This is a genomic window from Rheinheimera aquimaris, assembly GCF_020531985.1.
GTDB lineage: Bacteria > Pseudomonadota > Gammaproteobacteria > Enterobacterales > Alteromonadaceae > Alishewanella > Alishewanella aquimaris.
This window is the reverse complement of sequence record NZ_JAJAVQ010000002.1, coordinates 469,623-487,404: the sequence shown is the minus strand read 5'-3', so window position 1 is coordinate 487,404 and position 17,782 is coordinate 469,623. Positions and strand designations below refer to the sequence as shown.

The window sequence follows — 17,782 nt, the reverse complement described above, 5'->3', positions numbered from 1 at the left end:
GAGGAAACTGCCCGGTGCAGAAGCATTTAGATTCAGCCGACGCCTTGGTTGAGACACGAAAAAAGCCCATTTTCCCACTATTCGCCTTTCTTTTTGTGCTAATAATTTCGGCACAACTAGTGAGTTTAGCTTTCGGCAGAGTAGATAATTCATTGAGTTTCAGTTCGATTGTATTGCCCAGCCTGCTGTATCTCAGCGTGATTACGCTGCCTTCGATTTGGTGCGGTTTACAATTGGGGCCTCAGGTCGGGCTAGGAAGCCCGTTATTCGCTGCATTTTTGTCTGGTGAATCCGGCTGTTTGCGTAAATTCGCAGAGCATGCAGGCTTAGCTTGTGTTCTTGGGCTTGCTCTCGGCGCATTGCTTCTGTTGATACGCCAATTCAGTGAGTCGCATCTGCCGCCGGAAATCCCCGCGTATGGACATCGGGGTGTGGTCGGTGGATTGTCGGTATCATTTGGCGCTGCCGTTGCAGAAGAGGTCTGGTTTCGACTGGGCTTGATGACCCTTTTGGTATGGTGCGGATTTCATCTTTTTCCAGACAGAAAATTCCATGCGGTAGTGATATGGAGCATCATCGTCATTTCTGCTGTAGCGTTTGCTGTAGCCCACTTACCACAGTTGTTGTCTTATGGAGCCGGATCGCCTTTTGCTATTGCAGGGACAGTATTAGGTAACACCACTGTTGGCATCTTATATGGTTGGTGCTTCTGGCGAAGGAGCCTGTTCGCAGCTATGGTTGCGCACTTTTGTGTCGATATAGTCATTCACGTGCTGCCCGCATTCGCGCTATAGCCTTTGGCGAAAGAGGTAGCATAACAAACCAGTATCTGACAGATAAACTTGCCACATGTTTGATTTATACTTGACCACTCAATAAATTGATTATATATTTGCGCAGTCAAGTATCACACAAGAGAATTTATTATGTCAGACTATATCGCAGAAAATCTGGTTATCGATTTGATGAACCTGCAAAGCATTATTCAGAAAAAAGTCGGGGGCGCGCTTTCTATGCATGGCTTGGGTTTATCTGATTACTTTGTACTAAACCAATTGTATTTAGCACCGGCTCAGAAAATGCGCCGCAGTGAACTGGCCGAGCGTGTCGGGTTAAGCCCATCTGGTATTACCCGCTTGCTTAACCCGCTGAAAAAAATTGGCCTGGTAGAGAAGGAGGCTAATGCCCGCGATGCCAGGGTCAGCCTGGTCATGCTTTCAGCCTCAGGCAAAACAGTATACGAAGAAGCCAAAACGGCGTTCTCAGAAGCAGCGAACAACTTGTTCACTGCCCTTGATGCCGCCAAGCAGGATAACTTATCTAGTTTGATTAAGCCGCTGCTGTAAGTCTTTCCTATTGGGTAGCAGGCGCGGCGGTAAACAACGCATTTATATGCTAAGGGGACATTATGACAACACAGCATCAGGGTTCCTGCTTATGCCAGGCGGTTAAATTTAGCCTCTGCGGCGAGTTTTCATCGTTCTTTCTATGCCATTGCAGCCGTTGCCAAAAAGACACTGGCTCAGCCCATGCAGCTAACTTATTTGCGCCTGAAGCAACACTTAACTGGCTGCAAGGGGAAACCAGCGTTACCACTTACCAGCACGCCAATACACGCCATAGCAAAAGCTTCTGCAAACACTGTGGCTCGGCGCTGCCGACAGTAGCTGCCAGTATTGGCTGTGTGGTCGTTCCTGCCGGCTGCCTTGATAGCGAAGTCACCATAGCGCCAACGGCCAAGATTTTTGTTAAAAGCCGCGCCAGCTGGGCGAAAGATCTTAACGCCGTACCCAGCTGTGATGGTTTGCCTGGCAAATAATTCAACCGGAATAATGCGAGTTGCCCGCTAGTCTACCGAGATGGCTATCTTGCCCTTGCGGCTTCCGGCTTCAATAAGGTTATGCGCCGCCACTATTTCCGTTAGCTTCATCACCCGCTCGACGATCGGTTTAATGCCGCCTGCGTCGACTGCCTTGGCGATGTCAGTCAGCCGCTTGGCCGATTGGGTGGTAAAAACAAAGTGGATCTCGGCATTGGCTAACCAGCCCGCCATCAGGTTTTGCGGTACCGCCATGTCAACTATCGATACCACTCTTCCCGCTGCAGCCAACAGTGACAAACTGTTTTCTATGGTTTTTTGGCCGACGGTATCCAGCACAATATCAAAACCAGCACTATGGTCGCGCTGAAGATCGGTATACAAAGATTCGCTGCGATAATCGTAACAGACATCAGCACCGAGCATTTTCACAAAGTCGGCGTTATCTGCACTGGCAGTGGTAACAACATGTGCGCCAAAATATTTGGCTACCTGAATAGCGTATACGCCTACGCCACCGGCCCCGCCATGAATAAGCACTTTGTCGCCTTTTTTCAGCCGGCCGCGCTCGACCAGGCACTCCCATGCGGTACCAGACGCCAGCGGTAAGGTGGCCGCTTGTTCAAAAGAGATACTTACTGGCTTCTTCGCTACTATTGACGCTTTCTCGACATGGTGCGTTGCATAGCTACCTTCATTTTCCAGTAATCTCGGCACATAAAATACTTCATCGCCCACCTTCAAGTCAGCGACACCTTCTCCCACTTTCTCAATAATACCGGCGCAATCAACACCCAGCCGGGCCGGTAAGGTAACAGCACTTTTATAGTCGCCTCTGCGGGTTTGTATATCAACAGGGTTGACAGACGCCGCCCTTACCCTGACCAGCACTTCGCCATAACCCGGGCTAGGCGTGGCCTGCTCAACCAGTTTCATGACATTTGAAGCACCAAATTGTTCTATCACTACAGCTTTCATTTTTTTCTCCAAAATTTACATTTTCCGCAGTCTACAGCAATAGTTTCATTTGCATAAGTACGCACATTTTTGTAATGTAGTATCATTTTTTATACTGCAATGAGCGCTGGAAAATGAACTATGACGAACCTTTTGGTTGCTCGGTAACGGTAACGCTGAAGGTGATTGGCGGACGCTGGAAGCCGATTATCCTGTTTAACCTGTTAGAAAATGAAAAATGCCGCTTCAATGCCCTGAAAAGAATGATTAATGGCATCACCCAGCGCATGCTAACAATGCAGCTGAAAGAACTGGTTGATGACGGCGTAATTAGCCGTGAAGTGTTAGAAGTTGTTCCGCCTCATGTTGAGTATTCGCTGACAGAATACGGCAAAACCTTAACCCCTTTGCTACTGCAGATGAGGGATTGGGGAGCATATCATGCCCAGCGGTCAGAAGCTGCGGCAGCAGATTAACGCTGTACGCTACACTGCTACTGCATAATAGTGAGCAGCGAGGTCAGCATGGAGACAGTAATGTGGCAATGCCCGCAATGTCAGCGTGAATTTAGCCGTAAAAACCAGCGTCATGTTTGTGGCACCTGCAATGGCCGGAATTGCGAATTAAATGTCCTCTCGGCCAGCATTAATTTTGTTACAGTGCAGCCTTGGTTATTCATTCGGGCGCAATATGATAAACGTTGGCGTGTTAATTTACCCAGAGATCCAGGCACTGGATCTTGCAGCGGCAGTCGATTGTTTTGGTCAGGTTAATCAAACTCTTAAGTCAACCGGACAGCAACCGTATTACCGGCTGTTTACCATCGGACAAACCACTACAGCGGTAAAAGCGGAGAACGGTTTACAACTGAGTGCCGAATATACGCTACAGGATTGCCCGGCGATTGACTATCTGGTGCTGCCCGGTGGCGCCGGGGCGCGCCCCTTAGCCGCCGATCCTGCTTTTATGGCCTGGCTACAACAGTGTGCAAGCAGTGCACAAAAGCTGCTGTCTATTTGTACCGGTGCTTATTTGCTAGCGCATAGCGGTTTGCTCGACGGCAAACCGCTTGCCACCCACTGGCGTTTTGCCAAAGACCTGCAACAGCGCTACCCCAAGGTACAGGTTAACGCGACTGAGCTGTATGTAATGGTCGATAAGTTCTACTCGTCAGGCGGTATGACAGCAGGTATTGATCTTTGTCTGGCAGTCATAGAGCAAGACTTGGGTGTGGCGATAGCGCAGGCAATCGCACAAGAGTTGGTCATGTACCTGCGCCGCAGCGGCAAGCAATCACAATATGCCAGCCCGCTGAAGATACAACACAGTGCCGAACAGCGTTTTACCCGGCTGCAAAGCTGGTTGCTGGATAATCTGGCGCAACCTGTCAGTGTTGCCGATATGGCAGCCCAGACCGCATTAAGTGAACGTCAGTTCCGGCGGGTATTTCAAAGCCGGTTTGCGATGTCGCCAATGCAATACCTGCAGCAGCTGAGGCTGGATAAAGCCCGCAGTTTATTACTGTGCGATGGCTACAGCCTAAAGCATATCAGCCAGCAGGTTGGCGTTAACGACCCACGCAACCTTATCCGCATGTTTAATAAAGCCTTTGGTTGCACCCCCGGCGAATACCAGAAGCATTTCCGTTAATAGTTTGGAGTGCACAGCCCATGCAAGTGATAAGAAGCAAAGACTTTACCGCGCCCCGGGCCTGGGGCTCACAGCTTATCGCCAATATGCACGGCATTACCACTAAGCTGCACTGGACGAATCAGCCTTACCGCTGGCACGTTAACGACGGTGAGGAGGTGTTTGTCGTGCTGGATGGCGTTGTCGATATGCATTACCGGCACAATGGTATTGAAGAAACGGCCGAGCTTGGCGCCGGCGATATCTTTTTTGCCGCTGTCGGTACCGAGCATGTGGCCCATCCCCGTGGCGAAGCGCGCATACTGGTGGTCGAACACGACGGTAGCGCGTAAACTGATGCCAACTATTCCAGTACAGAACAGCTGAATACAGGGCTCCTATGCAACCAGAACAAACCGGCCTGGCTTATGATGAGATAACCCACTTATGGCTGCGCGATGGCTTTGACCGCAGCAATGGTATTGCCCAACATCAGCGCGCGCTGGCCTTCGTTAAAAACCGTGGTAAAGCGTTGGATGTCGGCTGTGGCTGCACCGGCCGTATTCTCGATTTGCTGCTAAATGCAGGTTTTACCCCTGAAGGCGTGGATGTGTCAGCAAAGATGATTGCTTTAGCCAGGCAGCGCCAGCCTGAGCTGACCTTTCATCAGCAGGATATCTGCAAATGGGAAATCAGCGCAAAATACGATTTTATCAGCGCCTGGGACAGCATCTGGCATGTGCCGCTGCAGCAACAAGCTGTCTTAATGCATAAACTGATCGCCAGCCTCAGCAGTGGTGGCGTACTGATTTTCTCCTGCGGCGGCACTGAACAGGCTGGTGAGCACAGCAATACCGCGATGGGCCCGGAAGTGTATTACGCCAGTCTGGGTATTAACGGTTTTACTGAACTGCTGCTAAACGCCGGCTGCACTATCCGCCATGTCGAGTATGACCAGTACCCCGAGCTACATACCTATTTTATTGCGCAAAAACGTTAAACGTTGTCGAATAGGCCTATGCTTAACCGACTATGCTTTGCCGATAACCAGATAACCGGAGCAACAACATGGCAACAGCGAACTCAGTAAAAGGCCCTGCCTCGTATTTTCCATCGATAGAAAAAACCTATGGCCAGCCGGTGCAACACTGGCTGGATTTACTCAGCACAGTGCAAACGCTGCCACATATGCAGCAGGTCGCGTTTTTAAAAACAGAACATGGCCTTGGCCACGGCCATGCCAATGCGCTGGTTGCCTACAATAAAGCACAGCGATAATGCCGTGCTTTCTTCAGGCATAGCTTACTGCTCGGCAAATTGCTTTAATGCCTGTAAGCGTTGATCCCACTGTGCTTCCAGCGCGGCAATAAAATCGCGCCCCTGTGCCAGTGTTGCCGCATCTAACTGCACTTTTACTTCGCGCCCGCCCGGGTGCAGCTGTACTACGTTTGCCGACACCAGAGCCTGAATTTGCTTACGCGCGCCCTGGCGGCTGATGCCAAGATCTTTTGACAGCTCGCCCATACACAGTGGCACACCGTTCGACAGCCGCTGCACGATCTGCAGCCGCACCGGGTCGCCCAGGGCTTTAAAAATTTGTACAACCGCTGTCTGGCTCATTTTGTCTCCGTGCTGAAATATTGTTGCAGCCGCTGCAGCATAAAATCCCAGCCTCTGCAGTTCTGGCCATAGCTAACCTCAGCAATATCCATGGGTAAATCGGCAAAACCGGTTTCGGTTAAGCTGACTTTGCAGCCACCGCTGGCAAGCTCTTCAATGCGAAACTCTACCAGAGTATTAGGCACAGTGCGCACATCGCCGACAAAATGGTTACTGCCCGGCACCCAGCGGTAAGCAAAATAGCGATATGGTGTCATTGCTTCGATATAAATACTGCTCTGACCGATGTCACCAAAGCTCATTATGGCCTGGCCACCTTCACGATACTCACCGCTGACCGCTTCGGGGAACCATTTCACCACCTGCTGAGCATCGGCGATGGCGTTATAAATGCGCTCGGCACTGGCATTGATGGTCAGTTCACGCTGAATAACATTTTGCATACTGTGTTTTCCTTTCGTTGTTGATGATGATTGTGCATTAACTAAAGCACAGTACCAGACAATATGCAACCATTTGGTTGCATATTGTCTGGTACATCACTGCCGATTTACCACTACACTGTGTTTACAATGCTGTAACGGAGGAGTGATATGACAGCGAATGGCGCAAACTATTCGATTGCAGTGATTGGCAGCGGCATGGCAGGGTTGGCAGCAGCTTATAAAGCACGTTGCAGTGGTCATGCCGTTACGGTGTTTGAAGCGCGCGGCAGCCATGGCATGGATGCACACTCATTACAAGCCGGCAACGGACTGGTTGATATACCGCTACGGGTACTCAGCCCCGATAGCTGGCCCAGCGTACTGCAGCTGGCAACAGCCGTGGGAGTAGATACCTTCGATGTACAAACCCATAGCTCCTGCAGTTGGACCAACGGTGCTACCTGGTTTCGCAGCAGTACGTTGCCTCTGTTGCACTGGCCTGTCGTTGGCTCCTGGCGTTATCTGAACCGGCGGGCATTGCGTCTTGGCTTCGGCCTGTGGCAATTACGCCGTATTACTGCCGGTATTGTACGGCAGCCCACCGACATTACGCTGGCACAGGTGCTGAAACAACATAGCTTTGACCGCTTATTCTGGCGCGGCCTGATCCTGCCTATCTTAACGACCATCTGTACCTGTGAAGAAAAGCACCTGCTGAACTGGCCGGCGCGGCAGTTATTGCCACTACTGCACAGCATCTTGCACGGCAAAGCACTGTGCCGGTTAACCGGCGGCACACCGGCACTGGCTAAACAACTGGCCAAAGGCCTGCGTTTTTTCAGTAACAGTCCGGTTCAACAGCTGCGTTATGTTGAGCAAGGCGTAGCCGTTTCTAACGCCAAAGGTGAAGGCGGAATTTTCGACCGGGTGATAGTGGCAACCCAGGCTAATCAGCTGGATTTTCTGGATCAGAGCCAGTTCAGCCATGAACGCCAGATATTAAGCACTATCCGCTTTGACTCTGGCGAACTATGGGTGCACCAGGACAACCGGTTAATGCCGGCCAGGCAGCAGGATTGGACAGCGCTGAATTTTCAGATGGATAAAGCGTTGCGCAAACCCATGTTCACTGTTTGGGTGAATCAGGTAGAGCCGTCGTTGTATGGCAGCGACGACATCTTTCAAACCTGGAATCCACTGTTTGCCCCTGACAACGATAAAGTGCTGGCGCGTATTCCACTTCAGCGCGCCGTTGTGCATGCAGGTACCGCCAGTGTGCACGCTGCACTGACTGAGTGGCACCTGCAGCCTGGGCGCAAAGTGTTTTTCTGCGGATCCTGGGCACATGACGGCGTACCGCTACTGGAATCCGCCGTACGCTCAGCCAATGCGGTGGTTAACATCATTAATCTGCAGCGCCAGCCCCTGCGTCAGGCGTAACCCGCCAGATCACATTCGCCAGATCGTCAGCAACCAGCAGGGCGCCGGCCGGGTCAACCAGTACCCCCACCGGACGACCACGGGTTTTGCCGTCGGTGCCAAGAAAACCGGTGACAAAATCCACCGGCGCGCCAGCCGGGCTGCCAGCGCTGAATGGCACAAATACCACCTTATAACCAACCGGTTTTTTGCGGTTCCAACTGCCATGCATACCCACAAAGGCACCATCTGCATAGCGTTCACCCAAAGCAGGGTCGGAAAAATCCAGCCCCAGCGCTGCCACATGGGCACCTAACGCATAGTCGGGTTTAATGGCAGCGGCTACCCGCTCAGGGTTTTGTGGCCGAACCCGCTGATCGACATTTTGTCCCCAGTAACTGTACGGCCATCCGTAAAAGGTGCCGTCTTTAACCGATGTCAGATAATCCGGCACCAGGTCTGGCCCTAACTCGTCACGTTCATTCACTACAGCCCATAGCTGGCTTGTTTGTGGTTGAATCGTCAACGCTGTCGGGTTACGTAAGCCGGTAGCGTATGGCCGGTGGGCACCGGTGCTGACATCTATCTGCCAGATCATCGCGCGGCCAGCCTCTGCTATCATACCGCGCTCAGTGATATTACTGTTGGAGCCGATGCCGACATATAAAAACCGGCCATCAGCGCTGGCTGTCATGGCCTTGGTCCAGTGATGGTTAATTTCTGCTGGCAGGCCGGTTAACGTTTTGGCGGCTGACGCAGCCTGAGTTTGTCCTTCACGGTAGGCAAAATACACCACCGCATCCTGATTCGCGACATACAGGGTGTTATTTATCAACGCTAACCCGTATGGTGCATTTAAGTTGTCGGCAAATACTGTTTGTAACTCATAGCGGCCATCACCGTCAGCATCACGCAGCAGTGTCAGCCGGTCGCCACTTTCAACCGCCGTGGTGCCGCTGGCTTTTATATAACCTGCGATCACATCTTTGGGTTTTAGTGCCGGTGCATTGCCGCCCTTACCTTCCGCCACCAGAATGTCGCCATTTGGCAGCAGTAACATTTGTCTGGGTACTTTAAGGTCAGTCGCGATAGCAGCAATGCTGTATCCTTCGGGCACCTGTGGTGTCAGGTTGCCCCAGGGCGCAGGCTCAGCAATGTTCATATCAGGTAACAAACCATACTGAGGCTCCGGCAATACCGGATTAAGGCCATAATTAGCCTCTCCACGTGCATCGTCGTTATCTGTGCAAGCCGACAATAACAACCCTAGCAGCACGGTCACCGGCCAGCGGAATAATGGCTTCATGCTGCACCTCCTACCCCGAAACGGGAAAAGCCAAGCCAGCTTGCCAGCGCGGCCAATAACATAACAATGCCTGACAATACCGCGCCTGTTGGCATGACAGCCCAGGCGTCCCGGGCATGAATTAACGCATTTAAAAGCGCCAGCGCGCAGATCAATAACAGCAAGACAGTGTAAATAACAAAAGCTTTAACGCGATATGCCGGCCGCAGCAAACTGACGACGGCCGATAGCAATATCAACGCGGAAAACAGCAAACCGGCAGTAATCAGCCAGGATGCAAAATTACTCCACTGAATATGGTAGCTGGCGATATAAGCAAAGTCTGACAGCAACGTGGCGAAGAAGAATGCGAATGCACCGCCGAGCAGTACCCCATGAAACGGGTGAAGCCGGGCAGCAGAAGTGCTAGCAGGTTTCACAGTCACTATGCCTCCTCTGAGTTGAATAGTCCTCCAAGTGTAGCAGCCGGGCTCAGATCCGCAGGCTGGCATAACAAGCCAGTGCCGTCTAAGCTGATAAAAAACTTTTCCAGGAGTGATGATGCAACTCGGAGCTTTCTCAGTCAGCCTGACAGTAAAAGATTTGGCCGCCTCAAAAGAATTTTATGAAAAGCTGGGCTTTAGTTACAAAGGCGGAGACGAAAACCAGGGCTGGCTGGTATTAAAAAATGGTACTGCCGTAATCGGCTTGTTTCAGGGTATGTTCGACAAAAACATTCTGACCTTTAACCCGGGTTGGGATAGCAATGCACAGCATCTGTCGGAGTTTACCGATATCCGCGATATTCAGCGCCAGCTAGTGGCGCAGGGTGTAAAGCTTAAAAAGCCTGCCGATTTGGACAGCAGCGGCCCGGAGCATATCATCCTGGAAGACCCAGACGGCAACCAGATTATGTTGGATCAGCACCGCTAAACGTTGCGCTGGCACTGAGTACCAGTGCCACTATTCCTACAACAGAAACACTGGCCAAATTGTTAGCATCTGGTTACACTCGGGTCTTTTCCAATACCCAAGCTGGATATGCCGGATCTCGATTTAGCCACGCTTATCGTCGTGACACTGGTTGTCAATTTGCTGGTTGCCCTTTATATGGCTCTGTTGGCAAGGTTGCAGCCTCAGCAAAGCGCATTTCGGCACTGGGCTGCGGCCTGCTTTATTTTTGTATTAGCAAGCCTGCTTGCCACTGGCCGGGTGTATCAGGTGCCAGCTGTATTTAGCGTGTTACTGGCGCATGCTCTGCTGGCGCTGCCACCACTGCTGGTAGCCACCGGTTTGTTGCGTTTTATTGAAGGCCCTCTTGCTAAACTGCCATGGCCGCCAATAACTGGCTGGATGCTGGTTTATCTGCTTGCACTGGGTAGCAGCTATAGCTATCACTATAGCGCTGCCGTATTAAATGCTGCGGTCATCGTCACCAGCTGTGTCTGGGGCGTGAAACTACTGCAGCAGATCGAGCCCCCCAGATTTATTAATCGTTTGCTGCAAACGGTGCTGGCGCTGCATGCCCTTACCATGCTGATGGAAATCTACCTGTACCTGCGCTACTGGAACACTGCGCTGCCCGTTGCTGTCGCTGACATACTGCAATGGATACTGAGCAGCCACCTGTTACTGACTACCGTTGCCGCAGTATTGTTACCCCTGATATTTTTCATAACCCGCGAGCAAACACTGCTACGCCAGGCCAATCAGGACGAATTAACACAATTACCAAACCGGCGCTATTTTCTGCAGGAATCCATTGCCTACCTTACGCGCAAAGGCGATAACACTGCCGCGACAGTCATGATGCTGGATCTGGATCATTTTAAAGCGATAAACGACAACTATGGCCACAACACCGGAGATGTGGCATTAAGGCAGGTAGCCCAAATTCTGACACAGGAATTGCGTAAAACAGACTTTATCGGCCGCCTTGGCGGCGAAGAATTTGCTATCGTCTTACCCGATACCACTGAAACAGAAGCCCGCAATATCAGCCAGCGCCTGCGCCTGCAGGTTGAACAGCAAGCACGGGTTGTGGATGGCAAAGCGCTTGGCCTGACAATTAGCATCGGCGCCGTTTATAGCAGCCACTTCAGCGCCGGTCAGTTTGAGCGGCTGCTAAAACAGGCCGATGATGCTCTGTATGACGCAAAACGCAGCGGCCGTAATACGGTAACCTTTTACTGTCTGGGGTAGCGCTACCGCCAATGGCGCAAAGCTAGCTATACTGTGGCAACATCTGGCTGATATAACAGGAGAACCTATGAAAACCGTCGTTTTAACGCTTATGCTGCTTTTCATTGCCAGCTGCAGTAACAAAGCGGCCTATCAGAACCTGCAGCAGAATAAACGCAACGAATGTATGCGGGCGCCAGCAGCGGAATACGACAAGTGTATGCAAAGCATGGCGCAAAGCTATGAAGAGTATGAGCGGCAGCGTCAGCAGGCGTTAGAACACTAACCCTGCCGCTGTTCACGCAGGCCGTGCTTTAGTTGGCAACCTGCAGCATATACTCAGCTACCGCCAGCCGCGTTTCCGCGTCCAGATAGTCCTGTTTCGGCATATGCGGATAGTCGTCGCGCTTTTTCACCGGGTTGGCAATGTAATCTGCCAGGCCTTGCGGGTCATCCATATAAAGACTTTGAATAACTTGTACCGGTGGACCAATTAAGCGCCCGGTATAGGCATGACAACCGGTACAAATACCCAGATAAGCATATTTGCCTTTATCCTCTGCCGCTACAGAGCGCGGCGCGGCAGGCTGGTCCAAAAGATAATTAACGATGCTGTCGGTATTGGTATAGCTGCAAGCCGGCCAACTGTCTACACCCACAGTAATATACTGCTGCGGGTTATTAATGCAGCTGCCATTGCTGTCGCCGACGCGGATAATATCAGGCTGGCCCTGCTTAAACTCGGTTGCCATCAACACTTTGGCTTCAGCGATAGTATCAAAACCGTTGTTATACAGCAGATTATTTAAAATCATCACTTTGTCTGGTGTCGGGTCAGACTCCGGATCCAGCGTGGTGTTTGGTGCATTCTGATGGTCAGTAATAATAATACCCGCCGTTTTATTACCGACGATCAGGTTATCTTCGATGATGACCTCATCCGCCGCCATGATCAAAATACCGGTACCAGCCGGGATGCCTGCCACCATAGAACCGACAGCGCCAAAGTTAGCTGTATTGTTATTGCTGATCCAGTTATTGCGGATAATGACATCTACAGTGTCTTTGATCGGCAAACCCGGCGTAACAAAAGCCAGTATGCCGCCGGTGTTATTGTGCACAAAGTTATTTTCTACCACCGCATGGCGGCTGTTTTCTATTTCAATACCGGCCACACTGTCGAACACTTCATTGTTCGCCACATGCACGTGGTCGCTCATGCCAACATAAATAGCGGCATCTTCAATACCAGAGATAATATTGTGCTCTACCAGGCCGTTTTCGCCCAGTTGCGGGAAAATGCCGTACACACCGGTATCGACAATAATGTTGTTACGGATTTCGAAGTTATTACCGGCCTGGCCCATAATGCCATTGCCTTTGTATTTGGTAATTAAGAAGTTTTCGATCAGGATATTATTACCGGAATACAAAATGGCATCGTTTAAACGCTCTTCGCCCACCAGGCGTGGTCTTTTGCCTTCAATAATCACACCGCTTAAACGGATATTGTCTTTGTCGATATACACCGTCTCAATATAATCGCCGGGAAACACCTGAATAATATCGCCCGGTTCTGCCGCCCGCACCGCATCCATAATCAACTGACCGGGCTTGACCTGATGCACTTTGCCCGGCGCGCCATGATCAATCACCGACTTTTTACCATTACCTGCCGCCGCCCCGCCGCCATAGCTTGATTCCGCTACCAGCGCCGGTGCCTGCTGACTGCCACCTGCCAGATAACGGCCAGCAATAAACGCCACTGGCAGCAATATCACCAGTACCCAAGTTGATTTTTTCATTCTGTTACCCCTGTTTTTGGTTCGGGTTGTTGTAATTCATCAGGTAACGCCAGGCCGGACGGCAGCCGTGCCGGCGTGGCCGGGAGCAGGCTTTGATCGGTCAGGCTGCCCAGAAACGCCGCTATCTGGCTGATTTCTTCCGCCGTCAGTTTTGGCTCCCAGATATGCCAGTGCAGCAGCAGGTTTTCTCCCGCTGGCACCGCATGGCCGCGGCCTTTGGTGTAAAACTCTGTCGCTTCTTCCAGTGAGGCGAAACGACCGGAATGCATATAGGGCGCAGTCAGCGCGATATTACGCAGCGTCGGCACTTTAAAGCCGCCACGCAGCTTCTGATGGCCCGGTTCTGCCCCGGCGCCGGCATCAAAGGCCATACCATCGGGCTCAGGTGTGCCTATCACTGCTATCTGCTGATTGGTAAACAGCGGCGGGGTATGGCACTCGGCACAGCGGGCGACAAAAGAGCGGAACACATTCATGCCTTTAATTTCCTGCTTGGTCAGCGCCTGATGATAGCCGTGCGCGTAATGGTCATAACGGCTGTTAAGGGAAATCAGTGAGCTTTGAAATGCACTGAGCGCCGTGGCAACCTGTGTCATATCTATCTGATCCGTGCCTGCAAAAGCCTGCCTGAACAGCGCCGGGTAATATGCATTGGCCTGCAAATCAGCTAATAGCTGCGCCGGCGAGTTCGCCATTTCATGCGGCGCTACGATGGGAATAAGCGCCTGCTGTTCCAGTGAACCGGCACGGGCATCCCAGAACAATTTTTTTAAAAAGCCAACATTCCACAAACTGGGCGCACTGCGCGTACCAATATCGCCATAGGTGCCGGTGCTCAGCGCTTTGCCATCGGTAAAACCGCGTGCGGGCTGATGACAGCTGGCACAGGCTTGTTTGTGATTTGCCGACAACAGCGGGTCGAAAAACAAATAGCGGCCGAGGTCAATTTGCTGTGGGCTGAAACCATCGCGATGTGCCGGCAATGCAGTACGGGTGCCGCCGACGCCTTTATTCTGCAAAGAATCGTAAGCGTCGTAACGGGTCACCAGTGTGCAGCGGTTATCTGCCGTCAGCTCAAAACTGGGCGGGCAATGCGTACTTAAACTAAAGCCGTCAGCTAACGTCAGGGCGCTAAAAAGCAATGCAGTTACTATCATGGCAGGCCAGCTCCAATGTAGGCAGCCACGGCCTGCATATCGGCCGGTGATAAACCGCGGGCGATCAGAGCCATTTGCCGGCCGGGCCGGTCACTTTTCGCAGTGCCACGCACGCCGCTGTGAAAATGGCTAAGCTGCAATGCCAGATAATCCTTAGTCAACATAGATAACGCCGGTGCATTCAACGCCACGTTGCCCTGGGCTTTGTCACCATGACAGGCGCCACAATTGCCGATATATATACGCCTGCCTTTATCTAGCAATGCGGCATCACTGCCAGGTTCTGCAACACGGCTTGAAGGCTGCTGACTAAAGTATCGCGCCAGCGTGCTGATATCATCGGCGGTTAGTGTCTTTGCAATCGCGGCCATCTGCTGGCCACGGCTGTCATCGGGGTGTTGGCCGCGACTGCCGTTTTGCCATTGCTCAAGCTGCTTACGTAAATAGAATTCGTGCTGACCATTTAGCTCAGGTGCGCCGGTGGCGGTAGCCACAGCCGCATTGTGACAGGCGCCGCAAGTGGCCGCGGCAACAGGCATATCAGCCTGGCCATCGCCACTGAATACAGCACACAACAACGCACAGAGCATCAGTTTATATTGCATAGAGCACCCATTTTTTGTCAGCAGAAGGCCGTGCCGTCTTGCCGGTAGAGTGCGTTTTCGCCAGCTCAGGTTCAAACTGAAAAGTGTACAAAATTGTCCAGATCGGTTTATTTCAGCAGCGGCAGGTTTACTATCAGCTGTACTGCAGGGGCGGTTAAATCAGCGCGGAAATAACGCGGTCAGGCCAGCAACCGGCAGATAATTAGAACAACAAAAAGTCAGGGGAATGGCATGGCAGCACTACAGCGCGACATCACAATATTCAGCAGAACACCGATAGCACTATGTATCGGCCTGGCCCTGACAGGGGCGTTAAATCAGGCCAGTGCTCAACAAGCCGCAACAGAGACAGAACAGAACAAAGCTGCTATTGAAACCATCACGGTAACCGCTCAGAAGCGGGTGCAGAATGTGATGGATGTGCCGCTGGCTATCGACAGCATTACCGCTACTGATCTGGAAGAAACCAGCTCGGTCCTGCTTGGCGATATAGCAGACTACACGCCGGGCTTTAAATTCAGCAAAGAGGCGGTTGCTCAGGCCTCGGCTGAAATACGCGGTATCTCCAGCAGTAACATCAGCACCGGCGGCGACCCATCAGTAGCCATTTTTTATGATGATTTTTACCTGCCGCGCGCGGCGCAAAGCGTGCTGTTTTCCGATATGCAGCGCATCGAGATCTTAAAAGGCCCGCAAGGCACCCTGTTTGGTAAAAATGCGGCTGCAGGCGTAGTGAATATGATCCCTAACGCACCGGCATTAGATGATGAAGCTTTTGTTAAGGCGACACTGGGCGATTATGCGCTCAGAAGATATGAGCTGATGGGTAACAAAGCGCTGAGTGATAATTTTGCACTACGGCTAAACCTGATGAGCAATCAGCGCGATGCTTATGTCGACAACGTTAACCCGGATTACCGGGGAGAAGAGCTCGGCAGCGTCAACCACCGCTCGGCCAGGCTGGCTGCACTGTGGCAGATAACTGAAGCCACTAAACTACAACTCAGTTACGACTGGGACGATGTCGACCAAGGCTATGCCCCGGGCATTGGCATCAGCCGTTACAGTTACAGCATGAACCCGGCAGATCGCCGCATTGAAAACGATGTGGTTGACGGCCATGAATGGCGTGACATGACCGCGTTTTCACTGAAGCTGTATCATGACTTTAACGAGCAGTGGTCAGGTAAGCTGATAAGCTCAAAACGGCAGTGGCAGGTATCTGGCCGTGACGATGCTGACGGTACCGCTGATAAAACCCGTTATCTGGATACCATTAACTTTGAAGACTCGGATATTTTCTATAACGAATTACAGCTGAATTACCAGCATGGCAATATTAACTATGTTGGTGGCGTAACGTACAGCAAAGAAAAGGTGTATCAGAAAACCAGCCTGAACATTCTGGCGGATACAATCGCCCGGCTCACCACCGATAATCTGAACCAGCAGCTGATTGGCGCCCTGCAACAAAACGGCATCCCGGATGAAATGATAGGCCAGTTAGGCTTACCTGCCGATCATATCTGGCAACCAACCGACTGGGCCAGCATGCTCAGCGTGATGGCAATGGTAGACCCTTCCGTAGCAGGCCTGCTACAGATGCTGGGTGCCGAGCCATTCAGCCCGGAGCTGGTGGCAGCGATTGGCGCAACCGGTGACCTGACATACGATGCAATAGGCGCCGGCCTGGGGGTAGCGGAAATCTTTGGCCCGTCCAACGCGGGCAAAATGTGGAGCGAAGATATTATCAATACCGGTGATTTTACCTCTTATGGTATTTATTCCGACCTGGATATTCAGCTTAACGATAATTGGGGGTTTACTGCCGGCTTACGCTACAGCCGTGATGAGAAAGATTTCAGCTGGGAAATTACTGAGCGCCCCTTTGCTGCGCCGTTGCCGGGTATCACTGAATTTCTGTTTCCGCTGATGCCACAGCTGAATGCCAGCGATAGCTGGAGCAAACTGACCGGTCGCGCCGTGGCGCGCTATAACGTCAATCAAAACAATATGCTGTATTTGTCGTATTCAACCGGCTATAAATCAGGTGGTTATGATTCATTAGATCCAAGATCAGCCATCACCCCCTTTGAGCCGGAAGAAGTCGCCAATATTGAGCTTGGCTACAAAGCTGATTTGTGGCAAAGCCTGCGTGTACAGCTGGTGGCTTACCAGATGGACTTAACCAACCGCCAGCGCTCTGTCAGCAGTAAAGAACCTGATGCCGGTGTGGCCATTCCAATAGTGATAAACGGCGACCAGGACATCCACGGCGGCGAGCTGGTGTTGGACTGGCAGGCAACGCAAACGCTGAAACTGGGCCTGATTACCGAATACCGTAAAACCGAATCGAAATGGCAGCCGTTTTATAACGCCGATGGCGACCTGGTGACAGATGTTGAGAAAAGCTCTGCAGCCGACTCTTATACCTTAGCCGCCGATTGGGCACCGGAGTACACGCTGGCTAACGGCCAGTTTAAACTGCATGTTGACTATGTGTACGAAGAGAACACCCGCGCAGACGACCCGGATTTACTGGATATCGCTTACAGCATTCCGGGCTATTTTGCTGATCAGAAGAGCCTGAATGCAAGGCTGAGCTGGGCTACAACAGATGCGCAGTGGCAGCTGGCAGTATGGGGTAAAAACCTGACCGATCATGACAGTATTGGCGGTATCGGCGGCTTTGCAGCCGCAGCCCTTGGCACACCGGTAACCAGTATCAGCGCACCGCGCACTGTCGGTGTCGATATCCGTTATCAGTTCTGAGCATAAGCGGCCGGGGCTTAGCACCCCTGGCCGTAGATCGGCAACAACAGCTTGGGGCTTTACTCTGGCGAAGCTGCACGGCACACTCAAGCTAACCTGAACATGGAA

General features: G+C 51.8%; 21 protein-coding genes. 13 read left to right on the top strand and 8 right to left on the bottom strand.

Annotation, left to right across the window (positions count from 1 at the left end; translation table 11 throughout):
- The first annotated feature begins 14 nt into the window (after positions 1 to 14).
- The 3 genes from LHL18_RS19770 (at position 15) to LHL18_RS07150 (ending at position 1,819) form a co-directional block, all read left to right on the top strand.
- On the top strand, positions 15 to 794 hold the full coding sequence (locus LHL18_RS19770; RefSeq protein WP_226766395.1) for a CPBP family intramembrane glutamic endopeptidase: 780 nt from the start codon (positions 15 to 17) through the stop codon (positions 792 to 794).
- 132 nt (positions 795 to 926) lie between these two features.
- Positions 927 to 1,346 (top strand): MarR family winged helix-turn-helix transcriptional regulator, encoded by a 420-nt coding sequence (locus tag LHL18_RS07155; RefSeq protein WP_226766394.1) that lies wholly within the window; start codon positions 927 to 929, stop codon positions 1,344 to 1,346.
- A 62-nt stretch (positions 1,347 to 1,408) separates the two neighbouring features.
- On the top strand, positions 1,409 to 1,819 hold the full coding sequence (locus LHL18_RS07150; protein ID WP_226766393.1) for a GFA family protein: 411 nt from the start codon (positions 1,409 to 1,411) through the stop codon (positions 1,817 to 1,819).
- A gap of 27 nt (positions 1,820 to 1,846) precedes the next feature.
- On the opposite strand, the gene LHL18_RS07145 is transcribed toward LHL18_RS07150, so the two are convergent.
- Positions 1,847 to 2,797: a zinc-binding dehydrogenase gene (locus LHL18_RS07145; RefSeq protein WP_226766392.1), complete on the bottom strand. Its 951-nt coding sequence runs from the start codon at positions 2,795 to 2,797 to the stop codon at positions 1,847 to 1,849.
- A 113-nt stretch (positions 2,798 to 2,910) separates the two neighbouring features.
- Here LHL18_RS07145 and LHL18_RS07140 point away from each other — a divergent pair, with 113 nt between their 5' ends.
- From LHL18_RS07140 to LHL18_RS07120, 5 genes are all read left to right on the top strand, one after another.
- Positions 2,911 to 3,252 (top strand): winged helix-turn-helix transcriptional regulator, encoded by a 342-nt coding sequence (locus LHL18_RS07140; protein ID WP_226766391.1) that lies wholly within the window; start codon positions 2,911 to 2,913, stop codon positions 3,250 to 3,252.
- A 214-nt stretch (positions 3,253 to 3,466) separates the two neighbouring features.
- Positions 3,467 to 4,426 (top strand): GlxA family transcriptional regulator, encoded by a 960-nt coding sequence (locus LHL18_RS07135; RefSeq protein WP_226766390.1) that lies wholly within the window; start codon positions 3,467 to 3,469, stop codon positions 4,424 to 4,426.
- A gap of 20 nt (positions 4,427 to 4,446) precedes the next feature.
- The gene (locus LHL18_RS07130; protein WP_226766389.1) at positions 4,447 to 4,758 is read left to right on the top strand and encodes a cupin domain-containing protein; all 312 of its coding nucleotides are present in this window, start codon (positions 4,447 to 4,449) and stop codon (positions 4,756 to 4,758) included.
- Between the two features lie 47 nt (positions 4,759 to 4,805).
- Positions 4,806 to 5,405: a class I SAM-dependent methyltransferase gene (locus LHL18_RS07125; RefSeq protein ID WP_226766388.1), complete on the top strand. Its 600-nt coding sequence runs from the start codon at positions 4,806 to 4,808 to the stop codon at positions 5,403 to 5,405.
- A gap of 68 nt (positions 5,406 to 5,473) precedes the next feature.
- On the top strand, positions 5,474 to 5,683 hold the full coding sequence (locus tag LHL18_RS07120) for a DUF4287 domain-containing protein (RefSeq protein WP_226766387.1): 210 nt from the start codon (positions 5,474 to 5,476) through the stop codon (positions 5,681 to 5,683).
- 24 nt (positions 5,684 to 5,707) lie between these two features.
- Here the strand turns inward: LHL18_RS07120 and LHL18_RS07115 are convergent, their stop codons facing one another.
- Complete coding sequence (locus LHL18_RS07115) at positions 5,708 to 6,025, bottom strand: ArsR/SmtB family transcription factor (RefSeq protein ID WP_226766386.1); 318 nt, start codon at positions 6,023 to 6,025, stop codon at positions 5,708 to 5,710.
- Complete coding sequence (locus tag LHL18_RS07110; protein WP_134052819.1) at positions 6,022 to 6,468, bottom strand: SRPBCC domain-containing protein; 447 nt, start codon at positions 6,466 to 6,468, stop codon at positions 6,022 to 6,024. Before LHL18_RS07110 ends, LHL18_RS07115 begins: the two co-directional genes overlap by 4 nt.
- A gap of 150 nt (positions 6,469 to 6,618) precedes the next feature.
- On the opposite strand from LHL18_RS07110, the gene LHL18_RS07105 reads away from it, so the two are divergent.
- Positions 6,619 to 7,890 carry an FAD-dependent oxidoreductase gene (locus LHL18_RS07105; RefSeq protein ID WP_226766385.1) on the top strand — a complete coding sequence of 424 codons (1,272 nt, stop codon included), beginning with the start codon at positions 6,619 to 6,621 and terminating at the stop codon, positions 7,888 to 7,890.
- Here the strand turns inward: LHL18_RS07105 and LHL18_RS07100 are convergent.
- Both LHL18_RS07100 and LHL18_RS07095 read right to left on the bottom strand, forming a co-directional pair.
- On the bottom strand, positions 7,856 to 9,175 hold the full coding sequence (locus LHL18_RS07100; protein WP_226766384.1) for a PQQ-dependent sugar dehydrogenase: 1,320 nt from the start codon (positions 9,173 to 9,175) through the stop codon (positions 7,856 to 7,858). The genes LHL18_RS07105 and LHL18_RS07100 overlap by 35 nt on opposite strands.
- The gene (locus LHL18_RS07095) at positions 9,172 to 9,600 is read right to left on the bottom strand and encodes a DUF2231 domain-containing protein (RefSeq protein WP_226766383.1); all 429 of its coding nucleotides are present in this window, start codon (positions 9,598 to 9,600) and stop codon (positions 9,172 to 9,174) included. Before LHL18_RS07095 ends, LHL18_RS07100 begins: the two co-directional genes overlap by 4 nt.
- A gap of 112 nt (positions 9,601 to 9,712) precedes the next feature.
- Here LHL18_RS07095 and LHL18_RS07090 point away from each other — a divergent pair, with 112 nt between their 5' ends.
- From LHL18_RS07090 to LHL18_RS07080, 3 genes are all read left to right on the top strand, one after another.
- Positions 9,713 to 10,087, top strand: a complete 375-nt coding sequence (locus tag LHL18_RS07090) for a VOC family protein (protein ID WP_226766382.1) — start codon at positions 9,713 to 9,715, stop codon at positions 10,085 to 10,087.
- A 108-nt stretch (positions 10,088 to 10,195) separates the two neighbouring features.
- A complete protein-coding gene (locus LHL18_RS07085; protein WP_226766381.1) occupies positions 10,196 to 11,356 on the top strand; it encodes a GGDEF domain-containing protein in 1,161 nt (386 codons plus the stop codon).
- A 67-nt stretch (positions 11,357 to 11,423) separates the two neighbouring features.
- Positions 11,424 to 11,621, top strand: coding sequence for a hypothetical protein (locus LHL18_RS07080; protein ID WP_226766380.1), 198 nt, complete (start codon positions 11,424 to 11,426; stop codon positions 11,619 to 11,621).
- A 28-nt stretch (positions 11,622 to 11,649) separates the two neighbouring features.
- Here the strand turns inward: LHL18_RS07080 and LHL18_RS07075 are convergent, their stop codons facing one another.
- The 3 genes from LHL18_RS07075 to LHL18_RS07065 are packed head-to-tail and all read right to left on the bottom strand — an operon-like array spanning position 11,650 to position 14,902.
- The gene (locus LHL18_RS07075; RefSeq protein ID WP_226766379.1) at positions 11,650 to 13,140 is read right to left on the bottom strand and encodes a parallel beta-helix domain-containing protein; all 1,491 of its coding nucleotides are present in this window, start codon (positions 13,138 to 13,140) and stop codon (positions 11,650 to 11,652) included.
- The gene (locus LHL18_RS07070; protein WP_226766378.1) at positions 13,137 to 14,297 is read right to left on the bottom strand and encodes a cytochrome-c peroxidase; all 1,161 of its coding nucleotides are present in this window, start codon (positions 14,295 to 14,297) and stop codon (positions 13,137 to 13,139) included. Before LHL18_RS07070 ends, LHL18_RS07075 begins: the two co-directional genes overlap by 4 nt.
- Positions 14,294 to 14,902 (bottom strand): c-type cytochrome, encoded by a 609-nt coding sequence (locus LHL18_RS07065; protein WP_226766377.1) that lies wholly within the window; start codon positions 14,900 to 14,902, stop codon positions 14,294 to 14,296. The genes LHL18_RS07070 and LHL18_RS07065 overlap by 4 nt, the downstream gene beginning before the upstream one ends.
- Before the next feature lie 231 nt (positions 14,903 to 15,133).
- Here LHL18_RS07065 and LHL18_RS07060 point away from each other — a divergent pair, with 231 nt between their 5' ends.
- Positions 15,134 to 17,674, top strand: coding sequence for a TonB-dependent receptor (locus LHL18_RS07060; RefSeq protein WP_226766376.1), 2,541 nt, complete (start codon positions 15,134 to 15,136; stop codon positions 17,672 to 17,674).
- Positions 17,675 to 17,782 lie beyond the last annotated feature (108 nt).